The organism is Arthrobacter sp. MMS24-S77, from assembly GCF_054888235.1.
The window spans coordinates 3,766,827-3,792,621 of record NZ_JBTZRN010000001.1 but is presented as its reverse complement, the minus strand read 5'-3'; the positions used below and the strand labels follow the sequence as shown (position 1 = coordinate 3,792,621).

The following is a 25,795-nucleotide window of genomic DNA, read 5'->3' as shown; positions in this document are numbered from 1 at the left end:
TTTATCCATGCGAACGCACGAGCTCGTCCTGAGTTGGATCGAAAAGCAGTTGTCCGAAGGGCATTTGGTGCTTGGTGGGCGGCTTCCCGCTGAGCGGGCGCTGGCCGAACAGCTGGAGGTCTCAAGGACATCGGTTCGCGAAGCCATCCGGATCCTGGAAGCCATGGGCGTGGTGCGGGCAGGCGTGGGATCCGGCAAGGACGCCGGGACAGTAGTCATTGCCGAACCAGCCACGGCCCTCGGCTCGGCGCTCCGCCTCCATGTGGCCACGCAACATTTGCCCGTCGCGGACATCGTGCAAACCCGGGTCCTGCTCGAATCATGGGCGGTCTCCCGCGCCAAAGCCGACGCCCCTGAGCTCAAGGAAGCGGCCAGGCTGCTGGACGAAATGGACGCAAGCTCCGCCGTCGACGACTTCCTCGCGCTCGACGTCGCCTTCCACCTGGCGCTGGCGGAAGCCGCCGGAAATGCCGTGGTGAGCACCATTATGGGCTCGCTGCGAGAAGCGATTGAGGGGTACGCCGCGGCGCTCACGGCGAACCTCCCCGATTGGGATAGCACCGCCCATCGCCTGCGGTCCGAGCACCGCGCCATCTTGGAAGCAGTGAACGACGGCGACGGCGGCCGGGCAGCGACGCTCGTCACCGCGCACATCGAGGGGTATTACCGCGAGGCCGGTCTGGGCCAGCCACCCGCGGAAACTAGGCCTTGACGGGTCCGGTGCTGCCCCTGAGCTCAATCTGCGGCGGGAAGTAGTTCGTGGGTGAAGCTGCGTCGTTCGTCTGAATCTGCTCTCGCATGCGGCGCCACGCAAGATCGCCGAGATCGGTGATCGGCACGGCCGCGGTGGTCAGCGGAGGCATGGTGTACCGGGCGAACGGCATGTCGTCGAAGCCCGTGAGCGACAAGTCTTCCGGCACGCGGATCCCGCGCTGGCTCAGGCCGCTCAGGAGGCCCATCGCGGCGACGTCATTGAAGACGAGAATGCCGGTTGCGCCGCATGAGGCGACGGCATCGCTTGACTCAAATCCGGCGTCGAACGTGTTGCCGCCCGGAATGAACTGCAATTCGACGTTTGGGTACTCGGCTGTGAACTTCTCGAGCCCGCGGAGCCTCTGCACGTTGGACGCGCTGCGGTCCGGCCCCGTCAGATAGGCCAGTTTTCGGTGGCCCAGCCCAACGAGATGCGCGGCAAGTTCCTGGATGCCTTGGCCGTAGTCCACCACGAGGCTGGGCGTCGGTACCGACTCGGTAGTCCGGTTGATAAGCACGAGCGGATAGAGCGTGGGGGCGAGTTCCTCGAGTTCGGCGTCGCTCATGCGGGGGGCGCAGAGAACGACGCCGTCGCAACGCCGTCGGGCTTCTCCGGCGAGAATCGCTTCTTCACTGGAGACCTCGGAGGAGTCCGCGATCAAGACGCGGTAGCCGTCGCGGGCGGCGGCAATACTGAGCCCGCGAAGAATGGCCTGGAATGTGGGGTTGGAGAGGTCTGGAACCACGATTCCGATCGTGTCCGTTTTTCCCAGGGCCAGGCTTCGGCCTACCGGGTTCGGCTTGTATTTCAGCTCGGAGGCGGCCGCACGAACGCGCGCGGCAATGTCCGCGTCCACGGTGGTATTACCGTTCATGACACGGGAAACGGTGGCATGCGAAACGCCGGCCATGGATGCCACATCTGCGATGCCCACCCGCCGGGTGTTTCTTCTGCCTGGCATGGGTTCCTTCCTGGAGCTGCTGCCGCCTCGGGAGCAGCGACGTTGTTCTGAAGTGAAGTTTATAGTGCGCGGGGAAGCGGTTTCCCTTGATGTCGTCGCATTTCGATTTGCCGCCATACGGAGACTGCCGCTATGGTTTGGCTATGACTAACCGTTGGTATGCGTATTTTTCGTTGGCTCTGGAGGGGCCCGCGTCTAACTGACACGCATCCAACTTTCCTTCAGAGCCAACAGGGCAGAGATCATTCTCTGCCCTTCGCCATTTCCAGGCGGGCTCTGAGTAGGGTCCGCTCCTCTCCGGAACAGGACCCACTTCATGACCAGCATCGCCGCAGAGCCCACCACACATAACGCGGACGTCGAGACTACCGCCGCGCAATCGACGTCGAACCTGCGTGTCAGCCGCTTCGAACCGCTCCCCACGCCGCAGGAAATCATCGCGGAACTGCCGCTGGACGCCAAGGCATCCGCCGTCGTCGAGCGCGGGCGCGATGGAGTCCGCGCCATCATGGACGGAGTGGACGATCGTCTCCTCGTGATCGTTGGCCCTTGCTCCATCCACGACCCGAAGGCCGGGCTGGAATACGCCCGCCGTCTCGTCAGCCAGGCCGAGAAGCACAAGGAAGACCTCTTGATCGTCATGCGGGCCTACTTCGAGAAGCCCCGCACCACAGTGGGCTGGAAGGGCCTCATCAACGATCCCCACCTGGACGGCAGCCACGACATCGCGGCCGGGCTTCGTGCGGCGCGTGGATTCCTGCAGCAAGTCACGGCTCTCGGCCTGCCGACGGCCACGGAATTCCTGGAACCCATCAGCCCGCAGTACATGGCCGACCTCGTGGCGTGGGGCGCCATTGGAGCACGCACCACGGAGAGCCAGATCCACCGCCAGCTGGCTTCCGGGCTGTCCATGCCGATCGGCTTCAAGAACGGGACCGACGGCGACCTCCAAGTTGCGATTGACGCTTGCGGCGCGTCCGGCGCACCGCAGGCGTTCCTGGGGATCGACGGCGATGGCCGCGCCGCCCTCGTGGCGACCTCGGGCAACCCGGACACCCACGTGATCCTGCGCGGTGGCCGCAAGGGACCGAACTACTCCGCCGACGACGTCGCCGCCGCCTCGGAGAAGCTCTCGGCCAAGGGGCTGAATCCCCGGCTGATCGTGGACGCGAGCCACGCCAACAGCGGCAAGAGCCACCACCGCCAAGCCGAGGTCGCCCTGGAGATCGGCGCGCAGCTCGAGGACAACGTGGCTTCGCCGATCGCCGGAGTCATGCTGGAAAGCTTCCTGGTGGGCGGGGCGCAGAACCTGGACGTGGAGCGGCAGCTCGCCGGGGAACAGGACTTGGTGTACGGCCAGAGCGTTACTGACGCCTGCATGGAATGGGACGTCACAGTGTCCGTCCTGAACCAGTTGGCGGCCTCGGCACGCAAGCGTCGTGTGGCCACTGCCGACTAACGAAGACCGTGCGTTCAGTTGGCCGAAAGACTTTCACTTTGGTACCAGCAGCCTCTAGAGTATCTAGCACATGGTTGTTTGATGGCTCAGCATCGGCACACCAGGTAATGAATGCTGGGGTTCGCCGCTAACCGCTGAGAGCAAAGGAATATGGAGAAATGTCCGCAGAGGCTAACTTCTCGAACGCGCGTTTCATGACAGTGGCCGAAGTCGCCGAAGTCCTCCGGGTTTCTAAAATGACCGTGTACCGCCTGGTTCACTCGGGAGAAATGCCAGCCGTCCGTTTTGGGCGATCATTCCGTGTCCCCGAGGAAGCAGTGAGCCAGTACCTCAAGGGAGCAGTCGTCGACGGACACTCGGAGACCGCTTGAGTCTTGCTTGGTTCCGTTGGGGCCGGCGGTCATTGGGTGCCCCCGATAGGCGGTACCCTGTTAAGGAACGTTTTACGTCATTGTAAGAATCTGTCAGTTGTAAAAGTCTGTTGCTCAGTTCAAGGACCTCACCCAGCAGACAGAATCTCAATCTAGTTTGGTAAGGAACTTACGTGGGTTCAGTTATTAAGAAGCGCCGCAAGCGTATGGCCAAGAAGAAGCACCGCAAGCTGCTTCGCAAGACCCGCCACCAGCGCCGCAACAAGAAGTAGAGATACTTCCAGCGTGAATGCCCGTCGCCTTTCGAGGCTGCGGGCATTTTTGCTTCTGGGGCGCGATGGGGATGACGCGCAAATTGCCTGACGATGCGCAAAATCCATCGCGACACCCGAAAACCCGCCGCGCCAGGGATTTCCTGTGTCGCAAAGCGCTTTGGGCTAGGCCCTGGGGCTGCGGAACTTGGAGAATCCCCGCCAGAGGCCGTAGACGGCGCCTCCGACGGTCGCGGCCTTGAGGCCGAGCGTGGCTGCTCGGCGGCCGGAACGGAAGTCATAGACGGGCCAATTGTTCTCCCGCGCATGGCGCCGCAGTCCAGCATCGGGATTGATGCACACAGGGTGCCCCACCAATGTGAGCAGCGGGATGTCGTTGTGTGAATCGCTGTAAGCCCAGCAGCGGTTCAAATCCAGGCCTTCTTCGTCAGCCACGCGCTGCACGGCCACGGCCTTGGCCGGTCCATGGAGGATTTCGCCTACTAGGCGGCCGGTGTAGGCGCCATCTTCAACCTCGCCCACCGTGCCCAACGCGCCGGTCAGCCCAAGCCGGGTGGAAATGACGGTGGCGACTTCGATGGGTGTGGCGGTAACCAGCCAGACCTTCCGGCCAACGCGCAGATGCTGTTCCGCCAAGGCCTTGGTGCCGGGCCAAATGCGGGACTCGATCATCTCGTCGTAGACTTCTTCGCCAAGCTCCCGGATATCGGAGACCTTGATGCCTGCGGCGAGGGTCAGCGCGGAATCCCGGACCGAGTGGACGTCCTCCATGTTTTCGCCCCGCAGGACAAACTTGAACTGTTTCCAGGCGAAGCCCGCAGCCTGGGAGAGAGTGAATGCCTTGCGTTCGTACATCTTCCGGGCGACATGGAAGAGGCTGGCACCCTTCATGAGGGTGTTGTCGACGTCGAAGAATGCAGCTTCGCCGTGTTGTTGCGTTGCGGCCGGCGTGGTGGCCACAACAGCGTTCTTCTCGACGGGCATGCCATGAGTCTAGTCAATCGCCCGGCCCCGTGCCGTTCGCGAGGGTGCCCGGTGGTTCCGCGTCGACGGATTCTTGGGCTGCGTGACGTTGCGTTGAGGGCTGTTGTCGGGATGTGTCGGCGCCAACGCGATACCGTTGAACCATGCCGAATCCCGACGTCGTACTCCTCACCAAAGCTGACTGCCACCTGTGCGCCGCGGCGCGTGACGCCGTCGAACGCGTGACCTCAAGCCTGGGGCTCGCGTGGACTGAGCAGTCGATCGATACAGACCCGACACTCCGCGAACGCTATGCCGAGGAGATCCCGGTGGTATTCGTGGACGGAATCCAGCGGGATTTCTGGAAAATCGACGAGGCGAGGCTGGAGCGGGTCCTGAAGAAGGCCTTGGCTGCCTGAACATGCGTCCAATGCTTTGTTGGCAATAGAGTGGGAAAACAAAGCGACGCAATGGAGAAGAACGTGACTGCGCTGGAACCGTCCGCTGAAGCTCTGCCCGGGGACGCTGTACCTGGGGACAAGGACTCTGCCGCAAAGCAGATACCACCCGCGGCCGTGGCCCGGATGACTCTTTACTTGCGCGCCCTGAACTCCCTGCTTGGCGAAGGCGTGGAACGGGTGTCTTCCGAAGCATTGGCCGAAGCATCGGGCGTCAGTTCCTCCACCCTGCGCAAGGACCTCTCCTACGTTGGCTCCTACGGAACGCGTGGCGTGGGATACGAGGTCCAGTATCTGAGCCGGCACATTGCTGCGGCACTGGGCCTCACCCACGACTGGAAAGTCGCGATTGTGGGCGCCGGCAACCTTGGCAAGGCCTTGGCACGGTACGGCGGATTCGAGTCGCGCGGTTTCGACGTCGTGGCCATCCTCGATGCCGATCCCATGGTGATCGGCAACGAAGTCGGCTGGCTGCGGGTCAGCGACGCAGCCAATCTTGAAATGGTCCTTCAGCGGACCGGCACCAACATGGTTGTCTTGGCTCTCCCGGCCGCCGTAGCTCAGGACGTCTGTGACCGGGTCATCAACGCGGGGATCCGCAGCATCCTCAGCTTCGCGCCCGTACTTCTGCAGGTTCCGCCCCACGTGAATCTGCGCAAGGTGGACATGGCCACCGAGCTGCAAATCCTTGCGTATCACGCGCAACGGGCACAGACCCCAGGCCAGGCCCTTTAGGCCAGCCGGGTCTGCGCCCGTTAGCGTTCGTTGGGACGGCGACTAGCGACCGTAAGGTGCCTGGTTGTAAGGGTTCGCGAAGGGCAAGGTTTTCCGGAAAAACGGTGCCGAGGCCGGCAAATACAACAGCACCATCGCGGCGATGCCCAAGAGGATGGTGATGGTGCCCAAGCCGATCTGGGTCAGGCCCAACAGGGAAATTGCCGCAAAGACGGTACCCAGGATGCGGGCCCAGTTCTTGCCCTTGCGCACGTTGAACGCAACCAGTGCGTAGAGTCCGGCGAAGATCACCGAGAAAATAACCATGATGGTGACCACAACGCTGATGACACTGCTGGTGTCCAGGCCCGAAGCGTTTGCTCCCTGTGCCGACAGGGCCTGATCGATCATGCTCTTGCCCGCCGGAGAATTCAGCGAGGCGATGGAGAAGGGAATGCCGATCAAGGTCAGGACACCGGCGGCAACGATGAGCCAGAATGAGATGTTGACCAGTTGCGGAACGCCGGACGTCGCAGCGGGCTGCTGGCTCGGCCACGTGACAGGTCCGCTTTGGCCGTACTGCGGGACGGAGGGCTGGCCGTACTGCGGCTGCTGGCCTGGCTGCGGAGCCTGCTGGCCGTATTGCGGAGCTTGCTGTCCGTACTGGGGTGCGGAGGGCTGGCCGTACTGTGGCTGCTGACCCGGCTGCTGGCCTGGCTGGGGAGCCTGCTGGCCGTACTGCGGAGCTTGCTGTCCGTACTGGGGTGCGGAGGGCTGGCCGTACTGTGGCTGCTGGCCCGGCTGCTGGCCTGGCTGCGGAGCCTGCTGGCCGTACTGCGGCTGGTCAGGTGTGGTGTTTTCGCCCGGAGTGGATGGCGGGTACGGAGGGGTGCTCATGGCATTCCTTTGCGTGTCGACTGCAGATATGGCTGCCGGGTGCAACGTGCCCTGCCCCCAGCTCGGCTTAATTCCACCGTACCCCGGCAGAACAGTGCTCGGGATGATTCGGGGCAAGAATTCTGCCCGGACGGGTTCCGCGGACCTCCCGCGTGTGACTGGTGCCGGGGCGCGTGTGACTGGTGCCGGGGCAAAGGGAAGGCCGCGGGGTCCCCTGGGAACCTGCCGCGGCCTTCGGCTCGAGAAAACCGGCTTGGAACGGTGTGGCTAGACGGCGCTCTTCGCGGACTTGAACCATGCCTGGGAATTGGGCAGCCACATCAGGACGGTTGCCACAAGGCTGATGACAAAGCTGAACCAGTTGTTGCTCTGGCCATTGGCCATCGCTCCTCCCACGATCGAGAGAATCAGGGAAATACCCGCGATGACGGTCAGGGCGAGGCGGGCCCACTCCTTGCCTTCCTTCATCTTCATCGCAAACACGATTTGGGCGGCCGCGACAACCAGCGCCACCAGTACCAAAAGGAGAACGACGACGGCGAGTCCCGGCGCGATCGCGAAAAGCACCATGGAGCCAAAGAGGCCGAGCAGGCCACCGAGGAGGCCCAGGAGCCCGCCGATAAGCCAGATCCAGTAGGAGACCTTCAGCTCGATGGGCATTCCGGTGACATTGAACATGCCGGAGAAACCGCCCTTGGGCAGGACATCGTTGAAGTTCTTGGGGCCGTCGGTAGGCATCTCGAAGTGGAAACCTTCGCCGTGCGCGGGTTGGCCCTGCTGGGGGCTGCCGGGTTGGCCCTGCTGGGGGCTGCCGGGTTGGCCCTGCTGGGGGCCGCCGGGGGCCGGCTGCTGGTAGGACGGGGGTGCTTGGTAGGAAGGAGGTGCTGGGTATCCCTGCGGAGGCTGGTAACCCGCAGGAGGGACGGTGCCGGGCTGCTGAGGCTGAGCTCCGGGCTGCGGTGGCTGGGCACCGGGCTGCTGAGGCTGAGGAGCTTCGTTTGGGTTACTCATGGCATCACTTTAGACCTGAGGTTTAAGGATTCATAGGAAATTCTTGGCCAATTCGCCGCTAAGTATCGGGTTTTGGCCGAACAATAGGCGGGTGACACCGCGAGCAACGAAATGGCGCCTCCGGGGCTGCACGATGGATAGCGTGCAGCCCCGAAAGCGCCCTTCAGGCCGGGAGCCGGGTGGATTAGGCGGCAGGAGCGATGAATGCCAGTTCGAGGTTGATGACAACCTTGTCGCTGACCAGCACGCCGCCTGCCTCGAGCACCGCGTTCCAGGTCAGGCCGAAGTCTTTGCGGCTGATGGTGGTCTCACCGGAAACGCCTGCACGGGTGTTTCCGAAGGGGTCAACGGCCACGCCGTTGAACTCGGTTTCGATGGTCACCTCTTTGGTGACGCCCTTGATGCTCAGATCGCCCACGAGGTCGAAGCTGTCGCCATTGGCCTTGACATGGCGGGAGACAAAAGTGATTTCCGGGAACTTCTCCACGTCGAAGAAGTCCTCGCCCTTGACGTGGCCGTCGCGGTTGGCGTCGCCCGAGTCGAAGCTGGCGGTCTGGATGCTGGCGTTGACCTTGGAGTCAGTCAGGCTGCTGCCGAGATCCAAGGTGGCCTCGGCCTCGGTGAACTGGCCGCGGACCTTGCTGATGCCTGCGTGCCGGACAGTGAAGCCGATCTCGCTGTGGGAGTTGTCGAGGGTCCAAATGCCGGTGGTGACGTTGGCGGGAAGTGTCATGGCGTTCTCCTTGGGAAGGTGTGTTCGTAGCTTCATCGGACGTTCGATCACACTTAGTTGAAGTGTCAACCGAACCTTGTGTCAAGTATAAACATGCAAATGCATCTTTTATTCCATCCGTGGGGAACATTCTGGAGAAACTTTCAGTTCTACGTAACGTAGAAGATTTCAGATCGCCCGCCTTCTTTGAGAAACTGGTAAACATGCCCCAAGCAACTGTCCATCTGCTCCGCCATGGCGAGGTCTACAATCCCGACCGTATTCTGTACGGCAGGTTGCCCGAATTCCACCTCTCCGAACGCGGCCGCGAGATGGCCCAGATGCTCGCGGACCACTTTGCTGCCCGCGCCGCGCAGGGGGCGAACATCGTCCACCTTGTCGCCTCGCCGTTGACCCGCGCGCAGGAAACCGCCCTTCCCACGTCCCGGGCGTTGGACCTTGAGATCCACACGGAACCGCGGATCATCGAGGCTGAGAACCATTTCGAAGGACTCAAGGCCAGCGTCTCCGAGTTCATCAAGCCGAAGCACTGGCTTGAGTACCGTAATCCGCTGCGTCCGTCCTGGGGAGAGTCCTACCAAGACCAAGTCACCCGCATGCGTGCCGCCGTCGAGGACGCCCGCCTGAAGGCTATCGACCTCGGCGGCGACGGCGCGGAGGCCATCCTGGTCAGCCACCAGCTTCCCATCTACGCCACGCGCCTCAGCGCGGAAGGCCGGCGGTTGTGGCACGATCCCCGCAAACGCGAGTGCACGCTGACGTCGCTGACGTCCCTCGTGTTCGACGACGACGGCAAGGTTGCGCGGGTGGAGTACAGCGAACCCGCCGCCGTGCTGCTGCCCGGTGCCGCGAGCACTCCCGGAGCATGACAATGAACCGCAACACCCCCAGCATTAAGACCACCAGCGCAGCCCTGACTTCCCGCCGCAGCATTCTCGCCGCCGGGGGACTGGCGCTCACCGCGCTGACCATGGGCCTGTCGGCCTGTGCACAAGAAGACGCCCTGGCCAAGCAGGCGAAGGCCGGCGACAACAAGAACTACGTTGCCGGAGACGGCTCCGTGACGGAATTCGCCAAAGCGGACCGCAAGGCCGCCGTCGGGATCAAGGGCACTCTGTTCGACGGAACTGCCGTGACCCCCCAGGACTTGCTCGGCAAGGTGACCGTCCTCAACTTCTGGTTCGCCGCATGCGCTCCGTGCCGGGTGGAGGCTCCGATCCTTGAAGAGCTGCACCAGGAGTTCAAGAGCAAAGGCGTCCAGTTCTACGGCGTGAACCTTCGGGACGAGAAGGCCACGGCCGATGCGTTCGACAAGACCTTCAACCTCACGTACCCCAGCTTCAATGACAAAGACGGTGCCGTGCTGCTGTCTGTCTCCGGCATCGTGCCTCCCGGAGCTGTGCCCACCACGCTGGTCCTGGACAAGGAAGGCAAGGTTGCCTCCCGAGTCCTGGGTGAGATCGAGAAGAGCACCCTTAAGGCACTCATTACCTCCGCGGTTGCCGAGTAGGTGGCCCGGACAGCGTGAACAGCCCCTTCGCCGAGACCATCCTGAGCGGTTCCTTGCTGCTGGCCATCCCCGTGGCTTTGCTGGCCGGACTTGTGTCCTTCCTGTCGCCCTGCGTCCTGCCCTTGGTCCCTGGCTACCTTGGCTACGTGACCGGGCTGACCGGCGTCGACCTCCAGAAGCAGAAACGCGGGCGCATGCTTGCGGGAATCGGCTTGTTCGTCCTCGGCTTCTCCCTGATTTTTGTCCTGCTTGGTGGTGCCTTCGGCCAGTTGGGGACCCTCATCACCGGTCCGCAGAACGCCTGGATCACGCAATTGCTGGGCGTGCTGGTGATCATCATGGGCGTCGTCTTCCTGGGTGGTTTCAGCTGGTTGCAGCGCGACGCCAAAATCCACGCCAAGCCTCCCGCCGGGCTGTGGGGCGCACCGTTGTTGGGCGTCACCTTCGGTCTGGGCTGGGCGCCGTGCATCGGCCCCACCTATTCCGCGGTCCAGCTGCTGAGCCTCTCCGGGGGATCGTCCGCGGCGAAGGGGGCGCTCCTGGCGTTTGTCTATAGTCTTGGCCTGGGCATCCCGTTCCTGCTGATCGCCCTCGCAGTCCGCCGGGGAATCGGTGTGATGTCCTTCTTCCGCAAGCACCGCCTGGCCATCCAGCGGATTGGCGGGGGCATTCTGATCCTCCTCGGAATCCTGATGGCCACAGGAGTCTGGGGCGCCTGGGTTACCGGGCTGCAGTACTGGTTCCAAACCGATGTGAAGTTGCCGATCTGATGAGCGAGCCCGTGCAAGGTAAAAAGAAGTCCAACAAGTCCGCCAGCAAGCCGGCGGTTGACAAGGCAGCTGACAAAGCGGTTGACAAGGCCAAGGCCGAGGCGGCACTGCCGGTCCTGGGGATCGTCGGCATGCTGCGTTGGGCCTGGACCCAGCTGACCAGCATGCGCACCGCGCTGTTCCTGCTTCTGTTGCTGGCTGTCGCAGCGGTCCCGGGTTCGCTGTTCCCGCAGCGCCCGGCGAACCCTTCGATCGTGACGCAGTACATCAAGGACCACCCGGACTACGGCAAGATCCTTGACTCCGTGCAGCTCTACGACGTGTACTCCTCGGCTTGGTTCTCGGCCATCTACATTCTGCTGTTCATCTCCCTCATCGGCTGCGTCACGCCGAGGGCCATCGCCCATTACAAGGCGATGCGCTCCCAGCCGCCGCGGACGCCCAAGCGTCTCTCCCGCCTTCCGGAGTACGGCACGCTCGTGCTGCCCGCCGACGCCGGGATCCCGGCGTCGAAGGCCATTTCTGACGCCGCTGGGGTGCTGCGGAAGCGGGGCTACCGCGTGGAGGTGCGCGACGTCGACGGCGCTATGCCTTCCTTGGGTGCCGAGCGCGGCTTCCTCAAGGAAGTGGGCAACCTGGTATTCCACGCCTCGCTGATCGGGGTGCTGGTTTCCGTTGCCGTCGGCGGGCTGTTTGGCTACAGCGGCCAGCGCATCCTGGTGGAAGGCGATACCTTCGTGAACACCTTGGTGGGTTATGACCAATTCAGCCCTGGTACCAACTTCCAGAGCAGTTGGCTGCAGCCGTACTCCATCCAGCTGGACAAGTTCGACGTCAAGTTCGATCGTGAATCGCCTGCGCATTTCGGCCAGCCCATCGACTTCACGGCGGCCGTCACCACCAAGGACACGCCCGACTCGCCTGCCAAAAAGCAGACACTCAAGGTCAACGATCCCGTGATGCTCGGCGACACCAGCATCTACCTCACGGGTAACGGCTACGCCCCCGTGGTCACTGTGCGGGACGGTGCCGGCAACGTGGCGCTGCAAGGCCCCGTAGTGGCCAAGCTGCAAGGCGACAACTACTACTCTTCGGTGGTCATCAAGGTCCCCGATGCGAAGCCGGACCAGCTCGGCTTCGCGGGCTTCTTCCTGCCGACCGCAATGGTGACGGAGAAAGGGGTCTCCTTCAGCGGCGACCCCGAGCTCATCAACCCGCAGCTGAGCCTCAACTCGTACTACGGCGATCTCGGCTTGAACAAGGGCACTCCGCAGAACGTCTTCGAACTCGACGTGGCCAAGCTGAAGCAGCTCAATGGCCGTGACCTGCCCACGAAGGGCATCACGCTCGCTCCCGGTGGCACTTACACTCTTCCGGACGGCAAGGGCAGCATCACGTTCGACGGCGTCAAGAAGTACGTTGGCGTGGACATCCACCACAACCCGGGCCAAGCCACCGCGCTGATCTTCGCGTTGCTCGCCGTCGCCGGGCTGATTCTCTCCCTCTACCTCAACCGTCGTCGAATCTGGGTCCGGACCGGAACCCACGACGATGGGCGGACAATGGTGGAGTACGGTCTCCTTGCCCGCGGCGAGGACCACAGGCTGGCCGGCGAAGCTGCCGCGATCCGTGAACTGCTGCACCGCGAATGGCTGCTCCCCACAGAACAGTCCACCGACACCGTTTCTTCCTCAACCTCGAAGGACCAGTAATGTTCCCCATCAACGAAACCATGGGCCAATACAGCGAGCTTTTCATGCTGCTAGCAGCCGGCACCTACACGGTGGCGTTCATCGCTTTCGCGTGGGACCTCGCCAAGAGCAGCAAGACACTGCGGGCGGTGGACCTGAAGGCAGCCTCCACTGCGGCTGCCGAGGTGAAGGTTCCGGTGGCTGCCGGACGTGCCGGTGGGAACGACGTCGGGGGGCCGGCTGGCCGGATTGAGCGCCCGACGTCGGCGGTCACCTCCGTCAACCAGACCGCCGGCGGCGACATGAAGTATGCCGCCGAGCGCCGCATTCCCGCTCGTGTTGCCGTAGCGGTCGCCATTATCGGCGTGGCTATCCACGGCGCCGGGGTGATCACCCGTGCGATCGGGGCAGGCCGCGTGCCGTGGGGCAACATGTACGAGTTCCTGACCACTGGCGCGTTCCTGGTGGTCTTGGTCTTCCTGCTCTCGCTGATCCGCCGCGACCTGCGCTTCCTGGGCACGTTCGTCCTCGGCCTGGCCGTGATCATGCTGGTGGCTGCGTCTGTCGCCTACTGGACCCCTGTTGGGCACTTGGTTCCGGCGCTGCAGAGCTACTGGCTGGTCATCCACGTCTCCATCGCCGTGATGTCCGCGTCCCTCTTCACGTTGACGTTCGCCATGTCCGCGCTACAGCTCGTGCAATCGCACCGGCAGAAGACCCTGGCGTCCGGCGGAGCCGACAAGTTGGGCTTTATGCGCCTGGTTCCCAACGCCCTCAGCCTGGAAAACCTGTCCTACCGCATCAACACCGTGGCATTTGTGGGTTGGACCTTCACCCTCATGTTCGGCGCCATCTGGGCCGAGAAGGCTTGGGGCCGTTTCTGGGGCTGGGACACCAAGGAAGTCTGGACGTTTGTCATCTGGGTGGTGTACGCCGGCTACCTGCACGCCCGCGCCACCCGCGGCTGGACCGGGACCCGAGCAGCGTGGCTGTCGATCGTGGGCTACCTCTGCGTAATCTTCAACTTCACCATCGTGAACCAGTTCTTCAACGGGCTGCACTCGTACTCGGGGCTCGCGCAATAGGGCTTGGGCCCCCGACGCCCTCTCGTGCCGCAGGTTCAGTCGGCGAGGTCAGCTGTTGACGTCGCCGCTGTCTTCGGCGTTGGATCCACCCTTGAGTTTGCGTTCCTTGGCTTCGAGCTCGGCCTTGAGCTTCTTGAGCCGTTCGGCCTCGGCTTGGTTGCGACGGCGGATCTCCAGGTTCCGCAGAAAGTCGGGGTCGTCGTCGGGCGCGGTGGGGTGGCTCGCGGGCTGCGGAGTGGGGCGGCTGTTGTAGGGGCGGCCGATAATGAACCAGAGTGCGGCGCCGAGGACCGGAAGCAGGATCATCACGATAATCCAGGCGGTTTTGGAGATTCCCCGGGTGGCGCGGCGGTCCGTGCGGATGACGTCCACCAGCCCATAGACGAACACGAGTAGGACGGCGACAACTGCAACAACGCGGAGCATAACGTCAAGTCTAGTCGCCGCCGGGTCCGGTGATAGCTGTGCAATCAGGGTGCAATCAGGCTGTGAGGCTAAACTTGATGCGTGGCTTTCCTCAAATACTCCCTGATCCGCCTTGCGATCTTCGTCCCGCTCTTCGTCCTGTTTGTCTTCCTGCAGACAGGCGCCTTGATGGCGGTGATTTTCGCCGGTCTGATTGCGTTCGCCATCAGCTACCTGTTCTTCCAAAAGCAGCGCGACGCCGCCACGGCCGCCATGCGCGAGCGTTTCTCCGGGCGGGCCAAGCCCATCCGCTCCGCACTGGAGGTCGAAGACGCCGAGGTCGAGGACCGTTTGGTGGATGAAAACCCCACGGTGACGGTCGAGAACGATCGGCGCCCCAAGGAAGCCTAAGGCTCAACGGTGCAGGAGGGTTGCGAAAAACCGGCTCAGATGTGAGCGATGGTTGGGGGAAGCCGGGCCATATCTGAGCGAGCGTTCGGGGGAAGGACGCTCGCTCACTTTTGGGGTGTTTCGTGCTAACGCTCGCTCACATGATGTGAGCGAGGGTTGGGGAAGCCGGGCTATATCTGAGCGAGCGTCGCTTAGAAACCGTGGCTCAACACCAATCCCAGCGAGAACAGCACACTGTAGCCAAGGTTGATCAATCCGGTCTGCTTGAGCACCGGGATGAGGCTCTTGCGCTTCCTGCCGTTGACCATCAGCCATGCCGGCATGAGGCAAGCGGGGATCAGCAGCAGCACGATCAGCATCCACGGCTTGGTGGGGGCCAGCACGATCACCAGCAGGATGGCGACGGCCAACATCAGGACATAACTCTCGCGGGCGTGACGATCGCCAAGCCGCACCGCCAGTGTCCGCTTGCCTGCTGCCATGTCCGTCGGGATGTCGCGCACGTTGTTCGCCATCAGCAGGGCGCAGGCGATCAATCCCGTGCCAATCGCTCCGACAACTGCCGGCAGGCTCACTTGACCGGCCTGGGTGTAGGTGGTGCCCAGCGTTGCCACCAGCCCGAAGAAAACAAACACGAAGACGTCGCCCAGGCCCATGTAGCCGTACGGGTTCTTGCCGCCGGTGTAGCCCCAGGCAGCAAGAATGCAGCCGAGGCCCACCAAGATCAGCCACCAGCTCTGCGTGATGATCACCAAGACCAAGCCGAACACCATGGCCAGGCCGAAAGCGCCGAAGGCAGCCCACTTGACGTGGTCCGGGCGTGCAACGCCGGACCCGACCAGCCGGAGCGGGCCTACGCGGTCCTCATCGGTGCCGCGGATGCCGTCTGAGTAGTCGTTGGCATAGTTGACCCCGATCTGCAGCAGCAGCGCCACCAGGGCGGCGAGGATGGCGTTCAAGACTCGGAAAGACTGAAGCTCGTAGGCGGCCGCGGTACCGATCAGCACGGGCGCGATCGCGGCCGGCAGGGTGCGCAGGCGGGCGCCTTGAATCCATTGTGCAGCTGTTGCCACGTTCAGTACCTCGTGTTGTTTCGCGTTGGGGAAGGCAGATGACGGTCGGGGAGGACTTGTCTATTCTCCCTGATGCACCTCGGTGAGCAGCTCGGTCATCGCCAGCCGGTCCGGTTTTCCGTTGGGGAGCAAGATGAGCCCATCCGTCGTGAGCACCGTTTTCGGAGCGAGTGCCCCCAGCTTTTCCTGGCAGCGCGCCTTGTAGTGCTCAACACTTTCCGGGGAGCTGTCCTCGACCGCCACATAGGCCGCCACTGCTTGGCCCCACTCACGGGAAGGCACGCCGGCCACGAAAGCCGCCTGGACGCCGTCGAACTTTTCAAGCTCCGCCTGGATGAACGCGGCGGAGGTTTTGACGCCGCCGGTAATGATGACGTCGTCGGCGCGTCCCAGCACGGTGAGCGTGCCGTCGGCGGCGAGCTCGCCGAGATCGTTGGTGCGGTACCAGCGGGTGCCGCCCTCCTCAAAGAACGCCTCTGCGCTCGCCCCGGGCGCGTCCAGGTAACCGGAAGCCACGGTGTCGCCGCCCAGGAGGACCCGGCCGTCGTCGTCGAGCATGACCCTGACGCCCTCCAGCGGGCTTCCGTCGTACACGCAACCGCCGCACGTCTCAGCCGAGCCATAGGTGGTCACAACCTTCAGCCCGGCCTCCCTGGCGGCGTCCAGCAGCGGGGCGGAGGCAGGTGCCCCGCCCAAGAGGATGGCATTGAAGCGGCGAAGCACCGCGAGGGTCCGCGGCGAGGGCGAATCGAGGAGCCGCTGCAGCTGGGTGGGCACCAAGGACGTGAAGCGGATGGTGTCCGTGAGTTCTTCGGCGGCCTCGATGAAAGCCTCGGGTGTGAATCCGTTGGAAAGGTCCATGGCCCACGGACGAGTGCCCGCGAAAAGCGAGCGGACCAACACCTGGACCCCGGCAACGTACTGCAGCGGCAGGGCCAGGAGCCATTGTCCCTCGCCCTGGAGCGCGATGGCTGTGGCCATGGAGGAAGCTGCAAGCTCATCGACCGTGAGCACCGTGGCCTTGGGCGTGCCGGTGGAACCGGAGGTACGGACCACCACTGCGGCGTCCTCGAAGCCGGGCGTTTCAACGGGGGAGGCATGCGGGGTGCCGTCCTCCGAGACGGTGATTTCGACGGCGGGGCCCTCGTCGTGGAGGGCGGCGGCCAGGGCCTTGAGGACGGGATCGATGTTCACGGGAGTCCTAGAAGTAGTAAGGGAAGTTGGACCAGTCCGGATCGCGCTTCTCGAGGAAGGCTTCCTTGCCCTCCACGGCCTCGTCCGTCATATAGGCCAGGCGTGTGGCCTCGCCTGCGAAGACCTGCTGACCGGCGAGGCCGTCGTCGGCCAGGTTGAAGGCGAACTTGAGCATGCGGATGGCCTGCGGGGACTGGCGCGCGATGTCCGCGGCGTACTCCAGTGCGACCTCCTCAAGGCGTTCATGGTCCACGGCTTCGTTCACGGCGCCCATCCGCACCATGTCCTCCGCGGAATACTCGCGGGCCAGGAAGAAGATTTCACGGGCGGCCTTCTGGCCGATCTGGCGGGCGAGCAGCGCCGAACCGTAACCGGCGTCGAAACTTCCCACGGTGGCATCCGTCTGCTTGAACTTGCCGTGCTCGCGGGAAGCGATAGTGAGGTCAGAGACGACGTGCAGCGAGTGCCCGCCACCTGCGGCCCAGCCGTTGACGACGGCGATGACCACCTTGGGCATGGTCCGCATGAGCCGCTGGACTTCCAGGATGTGCAGGCGGCCGGCCCGGGCGGGGTCGATGCTCTCCTGCGTCTCGCCGTCGGCATAGCGGTAGCCGTCCCGGCCACGGATCCGCTGGTCCCCGCCGGAACAGAAGGAATGGCCACCGTCCTTAGGGGAGGGGCCATTGCCGGTGAGGAGCACCGTGGCGACATCCGGGGTCATCCGGGCGTGGTCCATGGCTCGGTAGAGCTCGTCCACGGTGCCAGGACGGAAGGCGTTGCGGACCTCTGGTCGGTTGAAGGCGATCCGGACCGTGGGAAGGTCCCTCGCCACTTCTCCGGCCAAATCCCGCTCGACTTGCCGGTGGTATGTCATGTCCTGGAAATCGTCGAAACCGGACACGGTGCGCCAGCGCGACGGGTCAAAGACGTCGGATACCTTGGCGGGGAAGTCGTTGCTCACCCTCCGAGTCTAGTAATCCGCTCAGCTGATACAGAACTCGTTGCCTTCGGGGTCGGCCATGGTGTGCCATTCATGAGGTCCTTGCTTGGCCGTCCAGAGGTATTTCGCGCCCCGCGCTTCCAATGCGGCGCGGACCTCGTCCTTATCCTGTCCGTCGAGTCTCACATCCCAGTGGACGCGGTTCTTGACGGTCTTGTCCTCCGGAGCGGTCTGGAAGAGGAAGCGCCTGCGGGTGTCCTTGTCCTGGTCTTCCGCCGGGCCAATGGCCGCGCCGTCCTTCCACACGAGCTTGCCGTTATGGGTGGTGGTTTCGGACTCGGTGGCGAAGCCTTGATCCACCATGGACCGGATGAACGCTTCGTCCTGGGGCTCCACAATCCAGTCGAGCGTCTCGGCCCACCAATCGGCGAGGACGTGCGGATTCTTGCAGTCGACTACAACCTGAAAGTTCAGTGCCATGGACTGAACCTACGACGACGGCGCGTGGCCGGGGAAGTGCCTAGCGGACAGTTTCGGTCCGGGTTCCCCAACTGACTCGCAGTTGTTGTCGTTTTGAGCCGTCAAAACGACATCTAATGCGAGCTAGTTGGGTGGGCTAGCCGCCCAGAAGCTGCGGCGGGATCGCGTAGATGAGCAGGAGCGCCAACAGATTCTTGGCGGCGTGGACGAAATAGGAGAACATCACGTTCTTGCCCGTCCAGACGTAGACGGCCACCAAGACGGCGCCCATTCCGAGATAGGGCGCCAGGGCGGGAAGCACCAACCCTTCACGTCCCACCACATGGATGGCGGCGAAGCAGAGCCAGGACAGGACGCAACAGACCCAAATGTTCAGGTGGCGGGACAGCTTGCCGATCAGTAGATGCCGGAACAGGTATTCCTCCACGAACGGACCCAACACCACCAGCAAGGGCACCACAAACCAAGCCGGCAGCTGCAGGACCAGGGACTGGAGGCCCAGCTGGTTCTGCGATTCCTTGACGGAACCGGTAGCTGTCACCAGAACGGCGGTGAGCACCAACATTGCGACGATGGATAGGGGAATCATGGCCAGCGTGAACCATGGGCGCGTGGCCAGAATCAAGAGGTCGCGGGCTATGACGCGCGATGCAGCCGCAGCCGCGAAGAGGCCGACCGAAGCGTAGAAAGCAAGATTGATCGCATAGACAGCTATAGCCGGGTCCGGAAATAACTGCTGTACGAAGGCTGTCACCGGGGCTGCGGCGAGGCTCAGAACCGTCGCCAATGACGCATAGAGTCCGGCGGCCGCAGCGTCCAAGCCCGTGAAACGGTACAGCCTCCCGGCCGGCGGAATGGTGCCCATGTGTCCAGAGTAGCGCCCCACTTTGTTGCCCGCGTCACGCTCCGCCGGAATCACCGGGTAAGATGGTTTTGCCGGATTTACCTTCGACGCTTCCGCGTTTTCGCTACTGATTCGACTCGCCAACAGGCCGAAAGCTCGAATTGCTAGTACCCAGACGCCTGGAGTCAGGCCCCGGCATATCCTCAACCCACAAGGAACAGCTGTGCCTCAAAACACCACAACCGACCTTCTGCGCGAGCCGGGAACTCCGGCAGCGCCCAGCACCACTACGACTTCCGAAAACCTCAGCGCCGAGGGCTACAAGAAGACCCTGAGCCGCCGGCACGTCACCATGATCGCGATGGGTGGCGCGATCGGCGTCGGCCTGTTCATGGGCGCCGGCGGACGCCTGGCCTCCACCGGGCCGGCCTTGATTTTCTCCTACGCCATCGCCGGCGTCATCGCCTACCTGCTCATGCGGGCCCTTGGCGAATTGATCATGTACCGCCAGACCTCCGGCTCCTTCGTCAGCTACGCCGGTGAAATGTTCGGCAAGAAGGGAGCTTTCCTTTCCGGCTGGATGTACTTCATCAACTGGGCCATGACGGGCATTGCCGAGCTCATTGCCATCGGCCTGTATTTCCAGTTCTTCTTCCCGAACGTCCCGGTTGAACTGTCCGCCATCGCCGCGCTGGTGCTGCTGGTGGCCGTGAACCTGTTCAGCGTCAAGGCCTTCGGTGAGTTCGAATTCTGGGCTTCCTGCCTCAAGGTCACCGCGATCTTGATCTTCCTTGCCGTTGGCACCTTCATGGTGATCACCAACGCGCAGGTCGGCACCGGCCACGCTTCCGTGGGCAACCTGTTCGCCGCTGACGGCGGCATGTCCCCCAAGGGCGGCCTGGTGATGATCCTGGTCCTGAACGCCGTGATCTTCGCCTACAACGCCATTGAGCTGGTCGGCATTACCGCTGGCGAGATGCAGAACCCGGAACGCGAAGTGCCCAAGGCGATCCGCGCCGTCGTGGTCCGCATTGTGGTGTTCTACGTTGGTTCCGTCACGCTGCTGGCGATGCTCCTGCCCTCGGACCAGTACCACGCGGGCACCTCCCCGTTCGTCACGGTCTTCGGCCAGATGGGCTTGCCGTGGATGGGCGACGTCATGAACATGATCGTCATCACCGCCGCCCTGTCCTCGTGCAACTCGGGCCTGTACTCGATCGGCCGTATCTTCCGCACCATGGCCAACAATGGACATGCCCCCAAGTGGCTCACCAAGATGTCCACCCGCCACGTGCCGTACGCCGCCATCCTGGCAATCGGCGCCGTGTACCTTGTGGGCATCCTGCTCAACATCTGGCTAGGTGGTTCGCACGCCTTCGACCTCGCGCTAAATACGGCATCGATCGGTGTCATCTTCACGTGGGGCTCGATCTTCGCGAGCCAGATCGCGCTGCGCAAGAAGAAGGGCAACGTCTCCAGCCTGCCGATGCCGGGTTCGCCGTGGACCAGCTGGGTTGGCCTGATCGCCCTGTTGGCCATCACCGTGCTCATCGGCATGGACACCATGACGGACAAGGCCACGGGCGAGGTGTTCCTCCTGGGCCTCTGGACGCTGGCGACAATTCCATTCTTCGCCTTGGTGCTGTGGCTCGGCTGGCAGAAGGTCAAGAACAACGAGCCCAAGAGCGAGCTTTTTAGCTAGGCCCACCCGGCGGCAGGCGCCTCCCGCTCCGAGGGGGGCACCCGCCGTCGGCTTCACTCGGGGCTTACCCCTTCAAGTACTTCGCGAAGTGGTCCTCGATGCGCTGCCAGGCTTCAGGGGCCGCGGCCGGATCCGGTTTGATGCCCATCACCCGCATCAACGGCCTCAGTGCCCGAGGCCCAACCGGAGCGTCGTTCAAAAAGGCATGGCCCGCCGTCGGGAATTCCTTGACGTCGTGCTCGATCCCGAGGTTCGTGAGCGCGGTTTCCAACTTGGCGGACGCTCCCCGCAAAGTGCGGTCCTGGCCTCCATAATTGGCCACCACCGGGCAAGCACCTTCCAAAGCCTGCTCCAGATCCCGCGGCAATTGGCCGTAATTCACGGATGCGGCGTCGAAATCGTCATGGGCAGCGAGCAGGGCGAATGCGCCTCCCATGCAGAACCCGATGACCCCCACCTTTCCCGTGCACCGGGCATCGTTTCGGAGCCAGGACCGCGCTGTGGACAGATCCGTGAATGCCCGGCCTGTGCCGGACATCAGGGAGCGCATGGTCGCCACGAGGCAGCGCCTCGCACCGCCGTCGCTATAGAGGTCGACGGCGAGAGTCAGGTATCCCGCCGCTGCGAGCCGGTCCGCGTGGCTGCGCATCATGTCGTCGAGCCCGAAGGCTTCATGGATCAGGACGACGCCGGGGAACGGCCCCTCGCCGTCGGGCTCGGCCAGGTATCCCTGGAGGGTGAGCGAGCCTCCGGCCGCCGCGCTCTCCGTGCTCAAATCGACGTGCACCATGGTGCAATCCTGCCAGACCGCGCAAGTGTCCCCGTCGGCTGTTTTTGTCTGCGGTCGCAGTTAGGCTCGATGCATGGACCACAGCACCACTCTCAGCCAGCACGTCAATGCCTCACGGGAGAAAGTCTGGGCCGTCATCTCTGACATCCCGGGCTCGGCCAGGACCCTTTCGGGCGTGAAAGCCATCCAGATGCTCAGCGAGGGACCCTATGGTGAGGGCACGCGCTGGAAGGAAACACGCGTCATGATGGGCCGGGAGGAAACAGCGGAAATGCAGGTCTCCCAGAGCGATCCGCCGGGCAGCACTACCGTCACGGCGCGGCAGGCCGGCGCGGATTACACCACCCGCTTCACCCTGGAAGGGCGCGACGGCGGGACCGAGCTGACGTTGTTCTTCGGCGCCGAGGTCCTCAAGCCGACTTTCCTCAGCAAACTCATGATGGCCGCGTTCGGAAAGTTCGGGATGAGTGTCACGCGCAAGGCGCTCGCGAAGGATCTCGCCGAGATCGCGGCGAAAGCCGAGTCGCTCTAATGGCGGCGGCCGGCAAGGTGACAGCACCCCGGGTTTCCCCGATCAGGCTTGACGAGCTCCGCGATGATCCCGCTCCGGACTTCCAGCGCGGCGAACGCTACGACGGCGTCCGCCTCACCCGGTCCGTGGCTGACGGAGCGGAGTTGAGCGGGGCGGACTTCATCGAGTGCGAATTCAACGGAGTCTCCTTCAACGAGGCACAACTGCGTGGCGCGACCTTCCGGGACTGCGTCCTGAACGAGCCTTACGCGCCAGTGTTCACCGCTGCGCGCACCTCGTGGCGTGAAGTGGAGATCAGCAATCCGCGCTGGGGCTCCGCGGAGATGTACGAGGGCGCCTGGCATTCGGTAAAGATCGACGGCGGCAAGCTGGACTTCCTGAATCTGCGTGGATCCAAACTTACGGACGTGGTGATCACGGGCTGCATCATCAACGAACTCGACCTCGGGGCCTGTACGGCGACGCGCATGGTGCTCAAGGACTGCACCATCGGAACGCTGGATGTCACGGGGGCGAAGCTCAAGGATGTGGACCTGCGTGGCTCGGATTTCCGGATGATCAATGGACTCGGCGGGCTGTCTGGCGTTGTCATCGACGACTACCAGCTCAGCCTGATGGCTCCGCTTTTGGCAGCGCATCTGGGGATCCGGGTGATCTGAGTGAAGCAACGGCGTCACCGGGTGGCAGTTGACCAGGCGGCAGTTGACCACGTGGCGGCGCCGTGTAATCTTTATAGAACGAACGGTCGGTAAATTATTCACCGGCCCCGCTCCCTTCGCGAAGGATGTTCTCATGGTCGAGGCTTTTCTTGTTGGCGGTGCCCGCACCCCTGTAGGCCGGTATGGCGGCGCGCTCTCCGCGGCCCGGCCTGATGACCTGGCAGCCCTCGTGATCCGCGAAGCCGTGGCCCGGGCCGGCGTCGACCCCGACGCCATCGACGAAGTCATCCTGGGCAATGCCAACGGCGCCGGCGAGGAAAACCGCAACGTCGCCCGCATGGCCACACTCTTGGCGGGACTGCCCCTCCACATCCCCGGCATCACGGTCAACCGCCTATGCGCCTCCGGCATGAGCGCCATCATCATGGCCAGCCACATGATCAAGGCCGGTGCTGCGGACATCGTGGTGGCGGGCGGCGTCGAGTCGATGAGCCGGGCCCCGTGGGTGCAGGAGAAGCCCTCCACGGCCTTCGCCAAGCCGGGCCAGATCTTCGACACCTCCATTGGCTGGCGCTTCGCCAACCCGCTCTTCACCAAGGGCGAGCTCTCCCGCGGCGGCAAGATGACCTACTCAATGCCGGAAACGGCTGAGGAAGTTGCCCGGGTGGACGGCATCTCCCGCGAAGACGCCGACGCTTTCGCCGTTCGCTCGCACGAACGGGCGCTTGCTGCCATTGCCGGCGGCCGCTTCAAGGACGAAATCGTGCCGGTCACCGTGAAGACCCGCAAGGGCGAAACGGTCGTGGACACCGACGAAGGCCCACGCGAGGGAACCACCATGGAGGTCCTCGCCGGCCTCCGCCCCGTGGTTGCCGGCGGCTCTGTTGTCACGGCGGGCAACTCCTCCTCGCTTAACGACGGCGCCTCCGCCATCATCGTGGCTTCGGAGGCGGCCATCGAAAAGTTCGGCCTCACTCCGCGGGCTCGCATCATCGACGGCGGTTCGGCCGGCTGCGAACCCGAAATCATGGGCATTGGCCCGGTTCCGGCTACCCAGAAGATCCTGGGCCGTTCCGGACTCACCGTCGGTGACCTTGGCGCCGTCGAACTCAATGAAGCTTTTGCGACGCAATCGCTCGCGAGCATGCGGCGTTTGGGCCTGGACCCGGACATCGTGAACAACGACGGCGGCGCGATCTCCCTGGGGCATCCGCTGGGTTCCAGCGGCTCCCGTATCGCGATCACCTTGCTGGGCCGCATGGAGCGCGAGCTCGTGGGCGCAAACCACGTGCGGAAGATCGGCCTCGCAACGATGTGCATCGGCGTCGGGCAGGGCGCCGCCATCCTCCTGGAAGGCATGTAATGGCGTTGAACCCGGAGGAATTCGGAACGTTGCTCATCGAGGAACGCGAGGACCGCGTCACGGTTCTCCTGAACCGGCCCGAGGTCCGCAACGCGATCGACCAGCAAATGGTGGACGAACTCGATAAGGTCTGCGATTACCTTGAGCGCGAGCCGAAAATCCTGATTATTGCCGGCGTCGAAGGCGTCTTTGCGTCAGGTGCGGATATCGGCGAGTTGAGGGAACGCCGCCGCGACGACGCCTTGCGCGGCATCAACTCCACCATCTTCGTCCGGATCGCCAAGCTGCCCATGCCCGTCATCGCGGCCTTGGACGGATACTGCTTGGGCGGAGGGGCCGAGCTCGCCTACGCCGCGGACTTCCGCATCGGTACGCCCAGCCTCCGGATCGGCAACCCGGAAACCGGGCTGGGCATCATGGCCGCTGCCGGGGCCACCTGGCGCCTCAAGGAACTCGTGGGGGAGCCGATCGCCAAGGAGATCCTTCTGGCCGGGGCAGTCCTCCGCGCCGAGGAAGCCCTGCGGATCAACCTCATCACCCAGATCCACGAAGCCCCGGTGCTCATGGAAGCTGCCCACAACCTTGCTGACAGGATCGGCCGGCAGGATCCCCTGGCCGTGCGGATCACCAAGTCGGTGTTCCACGCTCCAGCCGAGGCGCACCCCGTGATCGACACCCTGGCCCAGGGCATGCTCTTCGAATCGCAAGCCAAGTTCGACCGGATGCAGGCGTTCCTCGACAAGAAAAGCAGCAAGCAGAACACCGACAACCCAGACAGGACCCGGAAATGACAGCAGTCCCCGCAATCCCGCATGTCGTCGGTGTCCTCGGCGGTGGCCGCATGGGCGCAGGTATCGCCCACGCTTTCTTGACCAAGGGCGCCACGGTGATCGTCGTAGAGCGGGATCACGAAGCCGCCGCCGGTGCGCAAGGTCGCGTGGCTGAGACCGTGGCCAAGTCCGCTGCCCGGGGCACCCTGACCGAGACCGCGGACCAAGCGTTGTCCCGGTTCAGCACCTCCACCGACTACGACTCTTTCGTTCATTGCGGGCTTGTTGTGGAGGCCGTGCCCGAGGACTACGAGCTCAAGGTCGCAGCCCTCAAGGCTGTGGAGGAACACCTCTCCGCGGACGCCTTCCTGGCCTCCAACACCTCGTCCCTGTCCGTCACCGGCCTTGCTTCGCAGCTCCGGCGGCCCACCAATTTCGTCGGCTTGCACTTTTTCAATCCTGTCCCGGCGTCCACGCTCATCGAGGTGGTTCTGGCCAAGGAGACTTCGCCGGAGCTCGCCGCCGCGGCGAAAAGCTGGACCGAGGCACTCGGCAAGACCGCCGTCGTCGTCAATGATGCTCCGGGCTTTGCGTCCTCGCGGCTGGGCGTCGCGATCGCGCTCGAGGCGATGCGCATGGTGGAAGAAGGTGTGGCCTCGGCGGAGGACATCGACGCCGCCATGGTCCTGGGCTACAAGCACCCGACCGGACCGCTCAAGACCACGGATATCGTTGGCCTGGACGTGCGCCTGGGCATCGCCGAGTACTTGCAGTCGACGCTGGGGGAGCGCTTCGCACCACCGCAGATTCTGCGCGACAAGGTTGCCCGCGGTGAGCTGGGACGGAAAACTGGCAAGGGATTCTTCGACTGGACTGACTAGCTTTTTCGGGCCACCCAACTAGCTCGCAGTTGTTGTCGTTTTGAGGCTCGATAACGACAACAACTGCGTGGGCCCACGCCGCGAGGGTTCCCTGGCCGAGCT

General features: G+C 63.7%; 30 protein-coding genes. 18 read left to right on the top strand and 12 right to left on the bottom strand.

Annotated features, from left to right (window positions below):
* Positions 1 to 7: 7 nt before the first annotated feature.
* Positions 8 to 712 (top strand): FadR/GntR family transcriptional regulator, encoded by a 705-nt coding sequence (locus ACX5I4_RS17430; RefSeq protein ID WP_461837749.1) that lies wholly within the window; start codon positions 8 to 10, stop codon positions 710 to 712.
* On the opposite strand, the gene ACX5I4_RS17425 is transcribed toward ACX5I4_RS17430, so the two are convergent.
* Complete coding sequence (locus ACX5I4_RS17425; RefSeq protein WP_461837748.1) at positions 702 to 1,715, bottom strand: LacI family DNA-binding transcriptional regulator; 1,014 nt, start codon at positions 1,713 to 1,715, stop codon at positions 702 to 704. The genes ACX5I4_RS17430 and ACX5I4_RS17425 overlap by 11 nt on opposite strands.
* A 316-nt stretch (positions 1,716 to 2,031) precedes the next feature.
* Between ACX5I4_RS17425 and ACX5I4_RS17420 the strand changes: the two genes are divergently transcribed.
* The 3 genes from ACX5I4_RS17420 to ACX5I4_RS17410 all read left to right on the top strand — a co-directional run bounded on the left by ACX5I4_RS17420 (position 2,032) and on the right by ACX5I4_RS17410 (position 3,817).
* Positions 2,032 to 3,174, top strand: a complete 1,143-nt coding sequence (locus tag ACX5I4_RS17420) for a 3-deoxy-7-phosphoheptulonate synthase (RefSeq protein WP_461837747.1) — start codon at positions 2,032 to 2,034, stop codon at positions 3,172 to 3,174.
* Between the two features lie 158 nt (positions 3,175 to 3,332).
* Positions 3,333 to 3,545 (top strand): helix-turn-helix domain-containing protein, encoded by a 213-nt coding sequence (locus ACX5I4_RS17415; protein WP_184738709.1) that lies wholly within the window; start codon positions 3,333 to 3,335, stop codon positions 3,543 to 3,545.
* Positions 3,546 to 3,718: 173 nt separating this feature from the next.
* The gene (locus ACX5I4_RS17410; RefSeq protein ID WP_003792170.1) at positions 3,719 to 3,817 is read left to right on the top strand and encodes a 30S ribosomal protein bS22; all 99 of its coding nucleotides are present in this window, start codon (positions 3,719 to 3,721) and stop codon (positions 3,815 to 3,817) included.
* A 165-nt stretch (positions 3,818 to 3,982) separates the two neighbouring features.
* Here the strand turns inward: ACX5I4_RS17410 and ACX5I4_RS17405 are convergent, their stop codons facing one another.
* Positions 3,983 to 4,801, bottom strand: a complete 819-nt coding sequence (locus tag ACX5I4_RS17405; protein WP_461837746.1) for an HAD family hydrolase — start codon at positions 4,799 to 4,801, stop codon at positions 3,983 to 3,985.
* 143 nt (positions 4,802 to 4,944) lie between these two features.
* Here ACX5I4_RS17405 and ACX5I4_RS17400 point away from each other — a divergent pair, with 143 nt between their 5' ends.
* Together ACX5I4_RS17400 and ACX5I4_RS17395 are read left to right on the top strand one after the other, a co-directional pair.
* A complete protein-coding gene (locus tag ACX5I4_RS17400; protein WP_461837745.1) occupies positions 4,945 to 5,199 on the top strand; it encodes a glutaredoxin family protein in 255 nt (84 codons plus the stop codon).
* Between the two features lie 51 nt (positions 5,200 to 5,250).
* Entirely contained in the window at positions 5,251 to 5,973 is a 723-nt protein-coding gene (locus ACX5I4_RS17395; protein WP_461837744.1) for a redox-sensing transcriptional repressor Rex, read from the top strand.
* A 42-nt stretch (positions 5,974 to 6,015) separates the two neighbouring features.
* Here ACX5I4_RS17395 and ACX5I4_RS17390 read toward each other — a convergent pair whose 3' ends face one another.
* From ACX5I4_RS17390 to ACX5I4_RS17380, 3 genes are all read right to left on the bottom strand, one after another.
* Positions 6,016 to 6,849, bottom strand: coding sequence for a hypothetical protein (locus ACX5I4_RS17390; RefSeq protein ID WP_461837743.1), 834 nt, complete (start codon positions 6,847 to 6,849; stop codon positions 6,016 to 6,018).
* A 267-nt stretch (positions 6,850 to 7,116) separates the two neighbouring features.
* Positions 7,117 to 7,860: a hypothetical protein gene (locus ACX5I4_RS17385; protein WP_461837742.1), complete on the bottom strand. Its 744-nt coding sequence runs from the start codon at positions 7,858 to 7,860 to the stop codon at positions 7,117 to 7,119.
* Positions 7,861 to 8,044: 184 nt separating this feature from the next.
* Positions 8,045 to 8,593, bottom strand: coding sequence for a YceI family protein (locus ACX5I4_RS17380; RefSeq protein WP_461837741.1), 549 nt, complete (start codon positions 8,591 to 8,593; stop codon positions 8,045 to 8,047).
* A 203-nt stretch (positions 8,594 to 8,796) separates the two neighbouring features.
* Between ACX5I4_RS17380 and ACX5I4_RS17375 the strand changes: the two genes are divergently transcribed.
* From ACX5I4_RS17375 to ccsB, 5 genes are read left to right on the top strand one after another with little or no spacing between them, the layout of a single operon-like run.
* Entirely contained in the window at positions 8,797 to 9,462 is a 666-nt protein-coding gene (locus ACX5I4_RS17375) for a histidine phosphatase family protein (RefSeq protein ID WP_461837740.1), read from the top strand.
* Between the two features lie 2 nt (positions 9,463 to 9,464).
* Positions 9,465 to 10,103, top strand: a complete 639-nt coding sequence (locus ACX5I4_RS17370; protein ID WP_461837739.1) for a TlpA family protein disulfide reductase — start codon at positions 9,465 to 9,467, stop codon at positions 10,101 to 10,103.
* 14 nt (positions 10,104 to 10,117) lie between these two features.
* Positions 10,118 to 10,873, top strand: coding sequence for a cytochrome c biogenesis CcdA family protein (locus ACX5I4_RS17365; protein ID WP_461837738.1), 756 nt, complete (start codon positions 10,118 to 10,120; stop codon positions 10,871 to 10,873).
* Entirely contained in the window at positions 10,873 to 12,585 is a 1,713-nt protein-coding gene (gene resB, locus ACX5I4_RS17360) for a cytochrome c biogenesis protein ResB (RefSeq protein ID WP_461837737.1), read from the top strand. The genes ACX5I4_RS17365 and resB overlap by 1 nt, the downstream gene beginning before the upstream one ends.
* On the top strand, positions 12,585 to 13,649 hold the full coding sequence (gene ccsB, locus ACX5I4_RS17355) for a c-type cytochrome biogenesis protein CcsB (protein WP_461837736.1): 1,065 nt from the start codon (positions 12,585 to 12,587) through the stop codon (positions 13,647 to 13,649). The genes resB and ccsB overlap by 1 nt, the downstream gene beginning before the upstream one ends.
* Positions 13,650 to 13,697: 48 nt before the next feature.
* On the opposite strand, the gene ACX5I4_RS17350 is transcribed toward ccsB, so the two are convergent.
* Positions 13,698 to 14,075 (bottom strand): PLD nuclease N-terminal domain-containing protein, encoded by a 378-nt coding sequence (locus ACX5I4_RS17350; RefSeq protein ID WP_461837735.1) that lies wholly within the window; start codon positions 14,073 to 14,075, stop codon positions 13,698 to 13,700.
* 81 nt (positions 14,076 to 14,156) lie between these two features.
* On the opposite strand from ACX5I4_RS17350, the gene ACX5I4_RS17345 reads away from it, so the two are divergent.
* Positions 14,157 to 14,465 (top strand): DUF4229 domain-containing protein, encoded by a 309-nt coding sequence (locus ACX5I4_RS17345; protein WP_461837734.1) that lies wholly within the window; start codon positions 14,157 to 14,159, stop codon positions 14,463 to 14,465.
* A gap of 191 nt (positions 14,466 to 14,656) precedes the next feature.
* On the opposite strand, the gene ACX5I4_RS17340 is transcribed toward ACX5I4_RS17345, so the two are convergent.
* The 5 genes from ACX5I4_RS17340 to ACX5I4_RS17320 form a co-directional block, all read right to left on the bottom strand.
* Positions 14,657 to 15,538, bottom strand: coding sequence for a 1,4-dihydroxy-2-naphthoate polyprenyltransferase (locus ACX5I4_RS17340; RefSeq protein ID WP_461837733.1), 882 nt, complete (start codon positions 15,536 to 15,538; stop codon positions 14,657 to 14,659).
* Between the two features lie 60 nt (positions 15,539 to 15,598).
* Complete coding sequence (locus ACX5I4_RS17335) at positions 15,599 to 16,732, bottom strand: AMP-binding protein (RefSeq protein ID WP_461837732.1); 1,134 nt, start codon at positions 16,730 to 16,732, stop codon at positions 15,599 to 15,601.
* Positions 16,733 to 16,739: 7 nt separating this feature from the next.
* Positions 16,740 to 17,693, bottom strand: coding sequence for a 1,4-dihydroxy-2-naphthoyl-CoA synthase (locus ACX5I4_RS17330; RefSeq protein WP_461837731.1), 954 nt, complete (start codon positions 17,691 to 17,693; stop codon positions 16,740 to 16,742).
* Between the two features lie 21 nt (positions 17,694 to 17,714).
* Positions 17,715 to 18,152 carry a VOC family protein gene (locus tag ACX5I4_RS17325; protein WP_461837730.1) on the bottom strand — a complete coding sequence of 146 codons (438 nt, stop codon included), beginning with the start codon at positions 18,150 to 18,152 and terminating at the stop codon, positions 17,715 to 17,717.
* 136 nt (positions 18,153 to 18,288) lie between these two features.
* Positions 18,289 to 19,017: a lysostaphin resistance A-like protein gene (locus tag ACX5I4_RS17320; protein ID WP_461837729.1), complete on the bottom strand. Its 729-nt coding sequence runs from the start codon at positions 19,015 to 19,017 to the stop codon at positions 18,289 to 18,291.
* Positions 19,018 to 19,219: 202 nt separating this feature from the next.
* On the opposite strand from ACX5I4_RS17320, the gene ACX5I4_RS17315 reads away from it, so the two are divergent.
* Complete coding sequence (locus ACX5I4_RS17315) at positions 19,220 to 20,698, top strand: amino acid permease (RefSeq protein ID WP_461837728.1); 1,479 nt, start codon at positions 19,220 to 19,222, stop codon at positions 20,696 to 20,698.
* A gap of 64 nt (positions 20,699 to 20,762) precedes the next feature.
* Here the strand turns inward: ACX5I4_RS17315 and ACX5I4_RS17310 are convergent, their stop codons facing one another.
* Positions 20,763 to 21,488 carry a dienelactone hydrolase family protein gene (locus tag ACX5I4_RS17310; RefSeq protein WP_461837727.1) on the bottom strand — a complete coding sequence of 242 codons (726 nt, stop codon included), beginning with the start codon at positions 21,486 to 21,488 and terminating at the stop codon, positions 20,763 to 20,765.
* A 73-nt stretch (positions 21,489 to 21,561) separates the two neighbouring features.
* On the opposite strand from ACX5I4_RS17310, the gene ACX5I4_RS17305 reads away from it, so the two are divergent.
* The 5 genes from ACX5I4_RS17305 (at position 21,562) to ACX5I4_RS17285 (ending at position 25,693) form a co-directional block, all read left to right on the top strand.
* Positions 21,562 to 22,020 (top strand): SRPBCC family protein, encoded by a 459-nt coding sequence (locus tag ACX5I4_RS17305; protein WP_461837726.1) that lies wholly within the window; start codon positions 21,562 to 21,564, stop codon positions 22,018 to 22,020.
* A complete protein-coding gene (locus ACX5I4_RS17300) occupies positions 22,020 to 22,679 on the top strand; it encodes a pentapeptide repeat-containing protein (RefSeq protein WP_461837725.1) in 660 nt (219 codons plus the stop codon). Before ACX5I4_RS17305 ends, ACX5I4_RS17300 begins: the two co-directional genes overlap by 1 nt.
* 133 nt (positions 22,680 to 22,812) lie before the next feature.
* Entirely contained in the window at positions 22,813 to 24,042 is a 1,230-nt protein-coding gene (locus ACX5I4_RS17295; RefSeq protein WP_461837724.1) for a thiolase family protein, read from the top strand.
* Complete coding sequence (locus tag ACX5I4_RS17290; RefSeq protein ID WP_461837723.1) at positions 24,042 to 24,833, top strand: enoyl-CoA hydratase/isomerase family protein; 792 nt, start codon at positions 24,042 to 24,044, stop codon at positions 24,831 to 24,833. The genes ACX5I4_RS17295 and ACX5I4_RS17290 overlap by 1 nt, the downstream gene beginning before the upstream one ends.
* Positions 24,830 to 25,693: a 3-hydroxyacyl-CoA dehydrogenase family protein gene (locus ACX5I4_RS17285; RefSeq protein WP_461837722.1), complete on the top strand. Its 864-nt coding sequence runs from the start codon at positions 24,830 to 24,832 to the stop codon at positions 25,691 to 25,693. The genes ACX5I4_RS17290 and ACX5I4_RS17285 overlap by 4 nt, the downstream gene beginning before the upstream one ends.
* The last annotated feature ends 102 nt before the right edge of the window (positions 25,694 to 25,795 follow it).

Excerpts from the sequence above, each read along its gene's own strand:
- ACX5I4_RS17430 (WP_461837749.1), top strand. The coding sequence starts at position 8 with ATGCGAACGCACGAGCTCGTCCTGAGTTGGATCGAAAAGCAGTTGTCC.
- ACX5I4_RS17425 (WP_461837748.1), bottom strand. The coding sequence starts at position 1,715 with ATGCCAGGCAGAAGAAACACCCGGCGGGTGGGCATCGCAGATGTGGCA.
- ACX5I4_RS17420 (WP_461837747.1), top strand. The coding sequence starts at position 2,032 with ATGACCAGCATCGCCGCAGAGCCCACCACACATAACGCGGACGTCGAG.
- ACX5I4_RS17415 (WP_184738709.1), top strand. The coding sequence starts at position 3,333 with ATGTCCGCAGAGGCTAACTTCTCGAACGCGCGTTTCATGACAGTGGCC.
- ACX5I4_RS17405 (WP_461837746.1), bottom strand. The coding sequence starts at position 4,801 with ATGCCCGTCGAGAAGAACGCTGTTGTGGCCACCACGCCGGCCGCAACG.
- ACX5I4_RS17400 (WP_461837745.1), top strand. The coding sequence starts at position 4,945 with ATGCCGAATCCCGACGTCGTACTCCTCACCAAAGCTGACTGCCACCTG.
- ACX5I4_RS17395 (WP_461837744.1), top strand. The coding sequence starts at position 5,251 with ATGGAGAAGAACGTGACTGCGCTGGAACCGTCCGCTGAAGCTCTGCCC.
- ACX5I4_RS17390 (WP_461837743.1), bottom strand. The coding sequence starts at position 6,849 with ATGAGCACCCCTCCGTACCCGCCATCCACTCCGGGCGAAAACACCACA.
- ACX5I4_RS17385 (WP_461837742.1), bottom strand. The coding sequence starts at position 7,860 with ATGAGTAACCCAAACGAAGCTCCTCAGCCTCAGCAGCCCGGTGCCCAG.
- ACX5I4_RS17380 (WP_461837741.1), bottom strand. The coding sequence starts at position 8,593 with ATGACACTTCCCGCCAACGTCACCACCGGCATTTGGACCCTCGACAAC.
- ACX5I4_RS17375 (WP_461837740.1), top strand. The coding sequence starts at position 8,797 with ATGCCCCAAGCAACTGTCCATCTGCTCCGCCATGGCGAGGTCTACAAT.
- ACX5I4_RS17370 (WP_461837739.1), top strand. The coding sequence starts at position 9,465 with ATGAACCGCAACACCCCCAGCATTAAGACCACCAGCGCAGCCCTGACT.
- resB (WP_461837737.1), top strand. The coding sequence starts at position 10,873 with ATGAGCGAGCCCGTGCAAGGTAAAAAGAAGTCCAACAAGTCCGCCAGC.
- ccsB (WP_461837736.1), top strand. The coding sequence starts at position 12,585 with ATGTTCCCCATCAACGAAACCATGGGCCAATACAGCGAGCTTTTCATG.
- ACX5I4_RS17350 (WP_461837735.1), bottom strand. The coding sequence starts at position 14,075 with ATGCTCCGCGTTGTTGCAGTTGTCGCCGTCCTACTCGTGTTCGTCTAT.
- ACX5I4_RS17325 (WP_461837730.1), bottom strand. The coding sequence starts at position 18,152 with ATGGCACTGAACTTTCAGGTTGTAGTCGACTGCAAGAATCCGCACGTC.
- ACX5I4_RS17320 (WP_461837729.1), bottom strand. The coding sequence starts at position 19,017 with ATGGGCACCATTCCGCCGGCCGGGAGGCTGTACCGTTTCACGGGCTTG.
- ACX5I4_RS17310 (WP_461837727.1), bottom strand. The coding sequence starts at position 21,488 with ATGGTGCACGTCGATTTGAGCACGGAGAGCGCGGCGGCCGGAGGCTCG.
- ACX5I4_RS17305 (WP_461837726.1), top strand. The coding sequence starts at position 21,562 with ATGGACCACAGCACCACTCTCAGCCAGCACGTCAATGCCTCACGGGAG.
- ACX5I4_RS17300 (WP_461837725.1), top strand. The coding sequence starts at position 22,020 with ATGGCGGCGGCCGGCAAGGTGACAGCACCCCGGGTTTCCCCGATCAGG.
- ACX5I4_RS17295 (WP_461837724.1), top strand. The coding sequence starts at position 22,813 with ATGGTCGAGGCTTTTCTTGTTGGCGGTGCCCGCACCCCTGTAGGCCGG.
- ACX5I4_RS17290 (WP_461837723.1), top strand. The coding sequence starts at position 24,042 with ATGGCGTTGAACCCGGAGGAATTCGGAACGTTGCTCATCGAGGAACGC.
- ACX5I4_RS17285 (WP_461837722.1), top strand. The coding sequence starts at position 24,830 with ATGACAGCAGTCCCCGCAATCCCGCATGTCGTCGGTGTCCTCGGCGGT.